The sequence below is a fragment of the Pectobacterium sp. F1-1 genome (assembly GCF_025643735.1).
Lineage (GTDB): Bacteria > Pseudomonadota > Gammaproteobacteria > Enterobacterales > Enterobacteriaceae > Pectobacterium > Pectobacterium colocasium.
The window spans coordinates 3204895-3217491 of sequence record NZ_CP104733.1; the positions used below are offsets into that span (position 1 = coordinate 3204895).

The 12597-nt window shown below is 54.2% G+C and carries 11 protein-coding genes; 7 read left to right on the forward strand and 4 right to left on the reverse strand.

Annotation, left to right across the window (positions count from 1 at the left end):
* Positions 1-6: 6 nt before the first annotated feature.
* From NAL19_RS14265 to NAL19_RS14280, 4 genes are all read right to left on the reverse strand, one after another.
* Positions 7-801, reverse strand: coding sequence for an ABC transporter ATP-binding protein (locus NAL19_RS14265; RefSeq protein ID WP_015840929.1), 795 nt, complete (start codon positions 799-801; stop codon positions 7-9).
* Between the two features lie 10 nt (positions 802-811).
* Positions 812-1726, reverse strand: coding sequence for a nitrate ABC transporter permease (gene ntrB / locus NAL19_RS14270; protein WP_263059726.1), 915 nt, complete (start codon positions 1724-1726; stop codon positions 812-814).
* Between the two features lie 12 nt (positions 1727-1738).
* On the reverse strand, positions 1739-2998 hold the full coding sequence (locus NAL19_RS14275; protein ID WP_263057687.1) for a CmpA/NrtA family ABC transporter substrate-binding protein: 1260 nt from the start codon (positions 2996-2998) through the stop codon (positions 1739-1741).
* 932 nt (positions 2999-3930) lie between these two features.
* Positions 3931-5220, reverse strand: coding sequence for a nitrate regulatory protein (locus NAL19_RS14280; RefSeq protein WP_263057688.1), 1290 nt, complete (start codon positions 5218-5220; stop codon positions 3931-3933).
* Between the two features lie 300 nt (positions 5221-5520).
* On the opposite strand from NAL19_RS14280, the gene NAL19_RS14285 reads away from it, so the two are divergent.
* From NAL19_RS14285 to NAL19_RS14315, 7 genes are all read left to right on the forward strand, one after another.
* A complete protein-coding gene (locus NAL19_RS14285) occupies positions 5521-7641 on the forward strand; it encodes a tail fiber protein (protein ID WP_263057689.1) in 2121 nt (706 codons plus the stop codon).
* Positions 7641-8258 (forward strand): tail fiber assembly protein, encoded by a 618-nt coding sequence (locus NAL19_RS14290; protein ID WP_263057690.1) that lies wholly within the window; start codon positions 7641-7643, stop codon positions 8256-8258. Before NAL19_RS14285 ends, NAL19_RS14290 begins: the two co-directional genes overlap by 1 nt.
* 535 nt (positions 8259-8793) lie before the next feature.
* Positions 8794-10371, forward strand: a complete 1578-nt coding sequence (cydA, locus tag NAL19_RS14295; protein ID WP_263057691.1) for a cytochrome ubiquinol oxidase subunit I — start codon at positions 8794-8796, stop codon at positions 10369-10371.
* A gap of 14 nt (positions 10372-10385) precedes the next feature.
* Positions 10386-11525 (forward strand): cytochrome d ubiquinol oxidase subunit II, encoded by a 1140-nt coding sequence (cydB, locus tag NAL19_RS14300; protein WP_263057692.1) that lies wholly within the window; start codon positions 10386-10388, stop codon positions 11523-11525.
* 19 nt (positions 11526-11544) lie between these two features.
* Positions 11545-11649 carry a cytochrome bd-I oxidase subunit CydX gene (gene cydX / locus NAL19_RS14305; protein WP_010278781.1) on the forward strand — a complete coding sequence of 35 codons (105 nt, stop codon included), beginning with the start codon at positions 11545-11547 and terminating at the stop codon, positions 11647-11649.
* Between the two features lie 211 nt (positions 11650-11860).
* Positions 11861-12226 carry a YidH family protein gene (locus tag NAL19_RS14310; RefSeq protein WP_263057693.1) on the forward strand — a complete coding sequence of 122 codons (366 nt, stop codon included), beginning with the start codon at positions 11861-11863 and terminating at the stop codon, positions 12224-12226.
* Positions 12227-12229: 3 nt separating this feature from the next.
* Positions 12230-12550, forward strand: a complete 321-nt coding sequence (locus NAL19_RS14315) for a DUF202 domain-containing protein (protein ID WP_263057694.1) — start codon at positions 12230-12232, stop codon at positions 12548-12550.
* Positions 12551-12597: the final 47 nt, after the last annotated feature.

Here is a 12597-nt window from a genome sequence, read left to right on the forward strand (position 1 = left end):
TCGCTGTCAGGCTGCTTTTGGCTGCTTTTCATATAAGAAATGCAGCACCTGCTGACGATAGTGGTGATAGCGCGGATCGTCAGCCAGGGCGACACGTGAGCGCGGACGTTCCAGCTCGACCGTCATGATTTCGCCGACCGTGGCCGCTGGGCCATTCGTCATCATCAGCACACGATCCGACAGCAGTACCGCCTCGTCGACATCGTGGGTAATCAGCACAATCGTGGTTTGCAACCGCTGCTGAATCTCCATCACCGCATCCTGAAGGTGCGCACGGGTCAGCGCATCCAACGCGCCGAACGGTTCATCCATCAGTAACACCTTCGGCTTCATGGCCAGCGCGCGGGCGATCCCCACACGCTGCTTCATCCCGCCGGAGATCTCATTAGGTCGCTTGTTCAGCGCATGCCCCATGTGCACCAGTTCCAGATTGTGGGTAATCCATTCGTGCATCTCGTGCTTGTTCATCTGCCCGCGAAATACCTGGCGTACAGCCAGCGCGACGTTTTCGTAGGTGGTCAGCCACGGCAGCAGCGAGTGGTTCTGAAAGACAACGCCGCGCTCCGGCCCTGGGCCGTCGATTTCACGGTTGTCACACAGCAGGCCACCACTGCTCGGCAGCGTCAGACCGGCGATCAGGTTCAATAGTGTGGATTTGCCGCAGCCGGAATGGCCGATCAGGCTGATCGTCTCACCGGTGTGAATGTCGAAACTCACCTGATCGAGCGCCAGAAACTCACCGCTGGCGGTATTGAAACGCTGGCTCACCTGCTGCACTTGAATAATCGGTGTTGTACGCATGGTCGGCTCCTTAGCGGTTGTCATAGCTGAAACGGTTAGCAATCCACACCAGTCCCTGCTCCAGCAGCAGACCGATAACGCCAATCACCACGATGGCGATGATGATGTTTTCCACATTCAGGTTGTTCCACTCATTCCAAATCCAGAAGCCGATACCGACGCCGCCCGTCAACATCTCTGCGGCGACAATCACCAGCCAGGCGACACCAATCGACAGACGCACACCGGTCAACACGTTAGGCAGCACCGCCGGCAGCAGAATTTTGCGCATGATGGTGAATTCGGACAGTTTCAGCACACGCGCCACGTTCAGGTAATCCTGCGGGATGCGGCGTACGCCTTCGGCGGTGTTGAGGATCATTGGCCAGATGGAACAGATGAAAATGGTCCAACTGGATGCCGGTTCCGCGCGCTGGAACAGCAGCAGACCGATAGGCAACCACGCCAGCGGACTGACCGGACGCAGCAGTGAGATAATCGGGTTAAGCATGTTAGCCAGAAAGGTAAAACGGCCAATCAGAAAACCGGTGGGAATGCCGACCAGCGCCGCCAGCCCAAAACCGATGCCGACACGTTGCAGCGAGGCCAGAACATTCCAGCCAATCCCTTGATCGTTCGGCCCGGCGATGTAAAACGGATCGGCGAAGAGGCTGAGCGCCGCAAGCCAGGTCGTCCACGGCGTCGGGAAATTTTCGCTGTTGAGCGCGGCAATCTGCCAGACCGCAACCAGCAGACCCAACCCCAGAACCGCGGGGAAAAGCTGCTGAAACAGCTTACGCAGCCGCGCTCGGTAGGCGAAAGCCGGTGCTGCTGGTGCTTTTTCAGGTGTCACCGGTTTGGTTGGCAGCGGCATAACTTCAGCACTGTGCACCGTTTCCGGGGCGTTATCCGCAGTAATCGGAATGACTCGAGCCTGGTTTTTCATCATCAACCTCACTTATTTCTTCACGCTGAAACTGTTGGCATACCCCGCCGGATCGCTACCGTCCCAGCGGCGGCCGTCGATAAGCACGCTGCTGCGCATGTCGCTACCGGGCAACGGCACATTCCCCACGGCCTCGGCCGCCTGCTTGTAGATATCAATGCGGTTAACCTGCTTCGCGACAGCCAGATAGTCCGGTTCTTCGGTGAGCAAGCCCCAACGTTTGTGCTGGGTGAGGAACCACATGCCGTCGGACAGGTACGGGTAGTTCACGGAACCGTCGTGGTAGAAACGCATCGCGTGTTCGTCTTTCCAGCTTTTCCCCAGTCCGTTTTCGTACTGGCCCAGCATGCGTCCGACGATAGTGTCTTCTTTGGCATTGATGTAGGCGCGTCCGGCAACGACGCCTGCCGTCTCACGGCGGTTGTCGTCCGAGGCGTCAATCCAGCGTGACGCATCGAGAATCGCGGCAGTCAACGCGCGGGCGCTATTGGGGTTGGCGTTTACCCAGTCGGCGCGGGTACCCAGCACTTTTTCAGGATGATCCGGCCAGATGTCTTGCGAGGTGGCGGCGGTAAAGCCGATTTTTTCGCTGATGGCACGCTGGTTCCACGGTTCGCCGACGCAGTAACCCACCATGTTGCCAATCTTCATGTTCATCACCATCTGCGGCGGTGGCACCACCACGGTGCGCACGTCGTTCAGCGGGTGGATCCCGGCAGAAGCCAGCCAGTAATAGAGCCACATGGCGTGCGTACCGGTCGGGAAGGTTTGTGCGAAGGTGTAAGTGCCCGCCGGGCTGGCGGCGATATATTTTTGCAGCGCCGCCAGATCCGTGACATTGGCTGCACGCAGCTGGTTTGCCAGCGTGATGCCTTGTCCGTTCTGGTTGAGCGTCATCAGTGCCGCCATATTGCTCTGCGCCCCGGACAGCCCCATTTGCAGACCGTACAGCTGCCCGTACAGAATGTGGGCGGCATCCAGTTCACCCGACACCAGTTTGTCGCGTACCGCCGCCCAGCTGGCTTCTTTGCTGGGAACAATCGTGATGCCGTATTTCTTATCGAAACCTTTCACTGCCGCCATCACCACGGAGGCACAGTCCGTCAACGGGATAAACCCGACCCGGATTTCCTTTTTCTCCGGCGCGTCGGAACCTGCGGCCCAGGCGCTATTCATCAACCCTGGCAGCATCAGGCTGCCTCCCAATGCAGCACTCCCCAACAGAAACTGGCGGCGAGAGACAGACATGCTTTTGGTTTTGGAATCACTCATCAACGGCACCCTTGCGCAAAACACCTTTTCAGGCGGTAAAAAACAAAAACGGCGTCCACAAGCCCATGCAAAATTTGCACGCTTATGGACGCCGTTGTCCGATTAACACTTTCCGCACCGCCATTGGCCCGAAACGCATTATGAATGTTTGGTTGTTGCTAATGAGTTAAAGCAAGGTTTGTGCCAGTTATCACAGTTTTGCGAACCTTCCCTTCTCAGGGGCGGTTTCTTAATCACATATCTATACAGGTTCGGAGACCGTTTCGTGCGCCATACCGCCACCCTTTTATGCAATACCGTACACGCGCCCGACGCAGGGCGCTCAAGCGCCGCAGCCCTGCGAACCCTGGCTTCCGGCTAAATTATGCCGCTACGCGGTACCATCGGTGAACATGACCGCTAATCGAGCCGCCAGTGACGCGTTCCCTACGCGGCACTGGCTTTCGCGGCATCCATGCCGCTCACTCGGCGGTCACGCCCACCGCTGCATAATTTTTACGCCATGCAAAAGTAAGATATTAATAAATAGTGAAATTTTATAATTTATGACCACAACAGAAAGAGGGTAATAGTGGTTTGTCTTTTCTGTCGCGTAAATTACGCTGAGGAGAAATCAGTCTCCAGGATGAGCAGCATGGACGCTGCGAAAGTGGCTGCCGCGCCGGGAGCGCGTCAGCTAAGGTCCGTCAGGTGACTGATTTTCCGAAGGAACCGCGCAGCGGCGTAATTTCCCGCGAAAAAGCCTCGGGTCACGGGGCGGCGGCGACTGAGCGCCCGTGTCGTGCGTGTGCTACGACGTAGCATAGAAATAGCGATCTTTGTACGCACGAAACCATTTCACACCGTCAGTGACCCAGCTATTTTCGCACTCACAAGACGGCGTCTTGCACCGCCAGCAAGCAGAACACGCACAGTTCATGTGCATATACCTCTTAAGGGGTATCCCCGAATACGTCAGCTACCGCGAGCATCGCGGTGGCGATGTCGATCAGCTTTTTATTCTGGCTCATCGCCATGCGGCGCAGGGTTTTGTAGGCCTCTTCTTCGCTTAATCCGCGGTGCTGCATCAGCAATACCTTCGCTCGGTCGATCTGTTTTCTTTCATTTAAGGTCGCTCGCAGCGCGGCTAATTCATGATCCTGCGCCTGTAAGCGCCGCGATTGTTGCTGCACCAGCGACAACAGCGATCGTCCCAACTGTGGGCTGACGCCATCGCTATTAAGCCAGCCGGGAGAGACGTTCTGCCCTTCCACATCATGACCGGCGATAAATATTGAATAGCCAGGATCGTCCTTCTCCTGCTGCGCCATCAGTTCTTCGAGATCCGCACGTTGATCGCGGCATGCCTTCTCCGCTGCCGCAATACGGGTACGGCAGCGCTGCATCAGCGTCTGCTCAAGCTCATCTTCCATCTGCTTCATTTCATCGATGCGCCGCGTGGCAATCGAAAACCAGTGCAGACTATCGGCCTCCGACAGCTTTTCTATCGGGCTGCGGGTGCACACAATGCGGCGCAGGCGCTCAAATTCGCTGTCTATCGCGATAGCATTCCAGCGCTGCTGGTTTTCTTCATCGCTAAAACTGAGAAAGGTATCGAAACAGCGCTCTTGTCGTTCAATCAAATCCAGCAGCTTTTGCCGGGTTTCCTCATCTACGCTGCCCGCCCCATAGGCCGCCGCGCCAACCGCACGCTCCTGCCCCGCCAGCTCTTTCCCCTGCATAAAGCTGAACATGGCAATCAACGCGCGGGAAATGCCCGGATCGGCTGCCGTATCCGACACCTCAAAAACCAACGCCAGCAGGTTACGGACAATGTCATTGAAAAATGTCATCGCCTGCGGCTGAGGCAGCAAACGCTGGCGGATCTGCTGGCGCAGCGCGGGCAGCAGGCTCAGCGCATAGACCACGCTGGCGACACGGCTGAACAGACGGCTCGCCTGCGGCAATTCCGCCGTCATTTTTTCCAGTCCGGCCAGATGTGTCATCAAATGCGTCTGCGCCGTCTGCACGTCTTTCTCACGTAGCACCAGTTCGTCGGCGAAAAATCGGCCGTCGGAGCAAAGAAACAGGTTGGCCGTTCCCCGTTCGCGCTGTAATAGATGCACGAGCTGGCTGATTTTCCCCACCAGTTCACCACTTTGCAGCAGGTAGCGCAGGTTGTTCAGCTCACACTGGCGCGAGGCAAGTAAAAATCGAATTGTCGTTGAAGGCTCCGCCACCATCGCACTCTCTCCTGAAAAAAACCTGCTCGGAAATATGCAATTAGCGCGCCAGCAATCTCGGCTCATATTGATTGGGAAGCAAGGACAGGGTGTCTGCTCGGTTGCTACGGCTTTCGTGCACTTTTCATTTCCATTTTTAAACTCCGTTACTAAACCCACACCACCGGAAAAGGTACGCTCTTCCTCGTGACTAAAACTGTTTTATAGCCATCGGCACAATGCTGACATCGGCATAGAAACAGAGAGAAATACGGCGATGTCACATCGTGGCACTATCATCACTCATAGGAACGCATGAAAATGGCGAATTTATCTGAACAAAAAAGCTGGATTGATGGGATTTATCAGCTTGAGACATCGGACCCGGTGGTCGCAGGCCCAGGAGGCATCTCCAACCGTCAGGCTGAGCAGTTAGCCAGCCGCACGGCGTACCTGAAAAAAATGCAGGAAACCACTGGCGAGAGTTTGCAGGTACATCTCGCGGCCAGCGACCCGCATTCCCAGTATGCCCCGAAAGCGAGCCCTGCTTTCACTGGAACGCCCACCGCGCCAACAACAGCACAGACGGCAAACAACACGCAAATTGCCACCACTGCATTTGTGAAAACGGCCATTGCCGCACTGATCAACGGTTCTCCGGCAGCACTGGATACGCTGCAAGAGTTGGCAAATGCGTTGGGTAACGATCCACACTTCAGCACAACCATCTTGAATGCGATTGCAGAAGTGAAAACTGAGGTGACCACTAAGCTGAATGCTCATGCATCAACGCTTGATGCACATCCCCAATACGCGCCGAAAGCGAGCCCGACATTCACGGGAACGCCGACGGCACCGACTGCCGGAGCGGCGGCGAACGATACACAGATAGCGACCACGGCCTTTGTGAAAGCCGCCGTAGCCGCATTGGTTAATGGTTCTCCTGCGGCACTGGATACGCTGCAAGAACTGGCTAATGCGTTGGGCAATGATCCAAATTTCAGTACAACCGTACTGAATGCACTGGCCGGGAAGCTGGCAAAAGATCAGAACGGCGCGGATATTCCAGACAAAACGCAATTTAGGCAAAACATCGGTTTACTCAACAACCCCGTGTTTGCCGGAGCAGTAACTGTTGATACGAAAAATGCAGGAATCGAAATAGGCGCAAAATCGGAAAAAAACACGCCATTCGTTGATTTTAACTCGAGCGGTAACGGCGTAGATTTTGACGCCAGAATCATCGCAGATGGTGGCAGCGGCATTAACGGCGGGGCATCACTACGGATACTTTCAAATGAGTTGCTGCATAATGGTATCCCTGTCATGCAACTGGGACAGTATGGGTTTGGCGGCGCAGGGACAGTGCTGGATTATGATGCCGGGGCGCTGTTCAACTGGTTAAAAAATTCATCCACTCCCTCACAAATCATACGCAACCAGCAGTTAACTCCATATATGCCTCGCTACTCTGCGGGAATGATGATGCGCGCAGGTGACACGTGGTCGCTAATTTCAGCGGGTATTGACAGTAACAGCGCCGAGTTTGGTGGGGTAATTGTCAGTGCTGGAAATGACTCAGGCACAATCAGTTCAGTCTATCGCCTGTGGCATGACAAAAATCTGACATTCCCACTGCGGAAAGAGCACGGCGGCAGCGGAATGGAAACGGGGGCTGTCGGAAACGCAATAACGACAAAATTCGCCACTATTGCTGATTGGCTGTATGTCTGTGACCGCTCAAGAAACAATCTAATCGGCTCTGTTGAGTTTGAAAATAACGGATGGGCATGCTTTTTGTCCGCACGCCATCGGGCTGGGGACGCCGACGGCACTGAGTGGGGTTGGATTCTCGCAGATGAGAACATGACCTCACAGGACTATAACTATTTCACGCTACGTAAACGCCATTCCACGGGGTGGTTACCGCCCGTTCACCTTTATCATTCAGGAAACCTAACGCCGCAAGCAATCGGCGCTATGCAGGCGTCTGAGCTGGCGGGTATCCCGCTGCCATTCCCCGGCGCCGTCGCCCCTACTGGCTGGCTGAAATGCAACGGCCAGTCATTTGATAAAACTCTGTATCCGGTTTTAGCCTCGCGTTACCCGTCTGGTGTTCTGCCCGATTTGCGCGGCGAATTCGTGCGCGGCTGGGATGATGGGCGTGGGGTTGATGTAAACAGAGCTATAGGTTCATTACAAATTGATGCGATGCAACCCATCACAGCCAGTTGGACAATCGATGATCAAACGGCTGATTCTAATTTTCCTCCAGCAGGTGCCTTATATACTGATACTTCTGGCTATGTTAACTATGACGCAACTTCTAATAGAGCTGATGGTGGTCGACGAGCTAAGTTTGATTCTTCACGCGTAACACGAACAGCATCTGAAACCCGCCCACGCAATATCGCATTTAACTACATCGTGAGAGCAGCATAATGAGCCACTATTCAACACAAATCAAAAACGCAGAACTGAACGAAAACGGGTTAGCCATCAACACTGGGTGGATTACGGTTTATCACGTTAATCCAGCGACGCGGGAATACCAGAGCGCCAGCTATGAATATGTGATGCAGGGCGTCGGCTTGCCTGCCGACAGCTACGCCGATGAGCCGGAATTACCGCCTGCTGGCCGAGCCTTGCGTCGTCGTGCAGACGGTAAAGCGTGGGAACAGGTGCCAGATTACCGCGGCCAGACCGTTTACAGCACGGAAACCCGTCAGGCGCAGACGGTGATGCAATTGGGCGAACTACCAGAAAATATGACCGCTCTGGCTCCAGCCACCGAGTTCGATCAGTGGGATGGAACGGCCTGGGTGACAAACCTGGAGGCGCAGCAGCTTGCCGTAACCAAAAGCCTACAGCAGGAACTGGCGGCACGGCGTGCAACGGCAACAACCCACATTACCGAACTGAGCTACGCCGTGGACTTAACTATTGCCACGGATGAAGAACAAGAACGGCTAACGCAATGGAAAAGGTATCTGGTTGCGTTGAACCGCATTGATCTCACCGCCGCATCGGTGGTGTGGCCAGAAGCGCCTTCCGCGTAGTCGATAGCCTCAGTCAACCATATAAATAAGGTGTGCCGTATTTTAACGTACGGCACACGCACCTCATCTCCGTTTCTTTGAGCGGGAAGCCTTGATCATTCCTTATTATTCTTGTCGCCAAATATAAAATTAAAGACAAAATTAAACTGTTATATTTATGCATCTCTAATCTGTTCTATTTTAATTAAATTCAGTTTTTAACAATGAAATAAATTAAGAATAAAATGTCAATTATTTAATTTAAGTGGCATTATCAACCAAAAATAAGTTAAACTTGAAATATAAAAACAAAATAACAACATTAAAGATAAAAAAACAAAACCAACAAACTGTACTATTTATCCTTTAGTTTTTGCACGTTATAATCCCTGCACGTTTCACTCACGATTTATTCTTATCTCACTTCACTCAATGAAGTTAATTTTCGACGCATGTAAATATCGTCGACGGTAATGTATTCGCATTTGTTCATCACTATTTATTCCGACACGTATCGGAATAACAGCATTTTCCTGCCTGACGCTAGGAGCCTAACATGTTTGATGTCGTCGAGCTGTCGCGGCTGCAATTTGCCCTGACCGCCATGTATCACTTTCTTTTCGTCCCGCTGACGCTGGGGTTATCTTTCCTGCTGGCCATTATGAACACCACGTATGTGTTGACTGGCAAGCCAATCTACAAGGATATGACCAAATTCTGGGGCAAGCTGTTCGCCATCAACTTTGCGCTGGGCGTAGCAACTGGCCTGACGCTGGAATTCCAGTTCGGCACCAACTGGTCTTACTATTCTCACTACGTGGGCGATATTTTTGGCGCACCGCTGGCGATGGAAGGGTTGATGGCGTTCTTCCTCGAATCCACGCTCATCGGCCTGTTCTTTTTCGGCTGGGATCGTCTGACCAAAGTCCAGCATATGCTAGTGACCTGGTTCGTCGCGCTGGGTTCCAATTTCTCCGCGCTGTGGATTCTGGTCGCCAATGGCTGGATGCAAAACCCGATTGCCGCCGAATTCAATGATGAAACCATGCGCATGGAAATGCTGAGCTTCGCCGAACTGGTGCTGAACCCGGTGGCGCAGGTGAAATTCGTGCACACCGTGGCTGCAGGCTATACCGCAGGCGCCATGTTCGTCCTCGGGATCAGCGCTTACTATCTGCTGAGAGGCCGCGATATCGCCTTTGCCAAGCGATCGTTCGCCATTGCAGCGAGTTTCGGTCTGGCTTCAGTTCTGTCCGTCATCGTGCTGGGTGATGAATCCGGCTATGTGATGGGCGATGTGCAGAAAGCCAAGCTGGCCGCGATTGAAGCCGAATGGGAAACACAGCCCGCTCCGGCGTCTTTCACCCTGTTCGCCCTCCCCAATCAGGAAACGATGCAGAATGACTACGCCATCAACGTTCCCTATCTACTGGGGCTTATCGCCACACGTTCACTCGACAAACCCGTCGTCGGCATTAAAGACCTGATGGCACAAAATGAACTTCGCATTCGTAACGGCATGACGGCCTATGGTCTGCTGGAGGAACTGCGTTCGGGTAACACCGATCCGGCCGTTCGCACACGCTTTGAAGCCGCCAAACACGATCTTGGCTACGGTCTGCTGCTTAAGCGCTATACCGATGATGTCGCCAATGCCAGCGAAAACCAGATTCAGCAGGCAACCAAAGACTCAATCCCTCGCGTCGCACCGCTGTATGTCGCTTTCCGTTTGATGGTGGGCTGCGGCGTGCTGATGCTCGGCATTTTTGCGCTGTCGTTCTGGAGCGTCATACGCGGCCGCATGGGACAGCGTAAATGGCTGCACCGCGCCGCGCTGTACGGGATTCCCTTGCCCTGGATCGCGATTGAGTCCGGCTGGTTCGTCGCCGAGTACGGCCGCCAGCCGTGGGCAGTTGGCGAGGTTCTGCCTACCGCCATTGCCAATTCGTCTCTGGAGGCACATGACATCCTGCTGTCGATGGGGCTGATTTGCGGGCTGTATACGCTGTTTCTTATTGCGGAAATGTATCTGATGTTCAAATTTGCCCGACTGGGGCCAAGCAGCCTGAAAACAGGTCGTTACCACTTTGAGCAACCAGCGACACCCTCACTCACCACACCTGCAAAACCGTAACGGGAGCCTTAATAATGCTGGATTATGAAACACTACGCCTGATTTGGTGGGGATTGATTGGCCTGTTGTTCATTGGCTTCGCCATCACCGACGGCTTTGACATGGGCGTAGGCATTCTGCTGCGTCTGCTGGGCAAAAACGATACCGAGCGGCGGGTGATGATTAACGTCATTGCCCCGCACTGGGACGGCAATCAGGTCTGGCTCATCACCGGCGCGGGCGCGCTGTTCGCCGCCTGGCCAATGGTCTATGCCGCCGCCTTTTCCGGTTTCTATTTCGCGATGATTCTGGTGCTGGCTGCCCTGTTTTTCCGCCCAGTGGGCTTTGATTACCGTTCCAAACTGGAAAACCACCGCTGGCGCAATATGTGGGACTGGGGCATTTTCATCGGTAGCATCGTCCCCACGCTGGTGTTCGGCGTCGCCTTCGGGAACCTGTTGCAGGGCGTGCCGCTGAGCGTCGATATGTATTTGCGTCTCACCTACCACGGTGGATTGTTTGGCCTGTTAAACCCGTTCGGGCTGCTGGCGGGTGTTGTGAGTATCGCCATGATTGTCGCACACGGCGCCATTTACCTGCAAATGCGCACCACAGACGTCCTTCAGCGCCGCGCGCAAAAAACGGTCCTGATCGCCAGCGTGCTGATGAGCCTCACCTTCTTACTGGCAGGCTTATGGGTACAGACGGGCATCGACGGCTACATAATTACCTCTACTATGGATAAAGCCGCACCGTCTAATCCGCTGCATAAAGAAGTGGTGCAGCAAGCTGGTGCCTGGTTAGCCAACTTTACGGCGCATCCCACGCTGTGGGCGATCCCCGCACTGGGCGTGATTTTACCGTGGTTAACCGTGCTCTTCTCGCGCCTGAACCGCTGCGGCTGGGGTTTTCTGACCTCGTCATTAACGATTGTCTGCGTGATTTTGACGGCAGGGATTACGCTGTTCCCGTTCATTATGCCTTCCAGCTTCGCGCCTAACGTCAGCCTGACTATCTGGGATGCCACCTCCAGCCAGCTTACGCTTCAGGTGATGACCATTCTGGCCTGTATTTTTGTCCCCACCATCCTGCTTTATACCAGTTGGTGTTATTACAAAATGTTTGGCCGCATTGATGCCCGCTACATCGAAGCCAATAAGCATTCCGTTTACTAACAACTTGAGGAGAAAGAGAATGTGGTATTTCGCCTGGATACTCGGCACGCTACTGGCCTGCGCGTTCGCACTGGTCACCGCATTAGCGGTGGAGAACCATGAAGCAGGCAAAGACGCTTCCTGATAAAACGAAGCGCCGCATCGGGCGCTTCATCATTCTCAGTTGAGACCATGATTGCCGATACACTCGTCGCCGATACAATAGCCATAGATACAATAGCGGCAGATACACGAGTCACTGATACAATCGGGCAGACGAAATCCGCCGGGGGTACTAGAATGCAGACGCGGTGCCCAATCGGATGCCCTCTTTTAACCTGACATCAGACGACAACATGACCACACCCAGACAGGACAAAACTCCGTGGTGGAATCAAGGGAAAACCCCGGACTACCGTTTTTCATTAGCGAATGAGCGCACCTTTCTGGCGTGGATCCGTACCGCGCTGGCGTTTCTCGCGGGTGCTGTGGGTATCGATCAATTCACCGTCCATATCGACCCGCTGATACGTCAGGGGCTGGCTCTACTTCTGGTCGTCTGCGCCGCGCTGCTCGGCGCTCTGGCCTATCGTCGCTGGGTCAGCAATGAGAAAGCCATGCGTCAGGAAAGCGATATGCCGTATACGCCGATGCTGCTGATCGTGACGCTGTTTATCACCCTCATTGCCATTGCGCTTGCCGCTATGATTCTGCTCGGGTAGCGCATGGAAACCACACGCGATCCGGGATTACAACCGCAGCGAACCGGCATGGCCTGGTCACGCACGCTGTTTGTGATGCTGATCAACAGCCTGTTGTGTTTTCGTCTGAGCATGGTGGACGACAGCCGTGTGGTGTTCGCCTGCACCATTCTGCTCTTGTGCGTTTCTGCGCTGATGTCGGTGCTGGCGATACTACGTTATCGCTTTAACGCCCGTTGCCAATCGGTACTGTCACTCGCCAGCCAAGGACTGATCGTGCTCACGTCGTCGTCCATTGTGCTCACCGCACTGGTCTTGCTGCTGCATTTCAGCGGCGTATGGTAAGCGCCGATTTTCTTGACTCTTTTATGAAAAGAAAGGTTTTTTGAAAG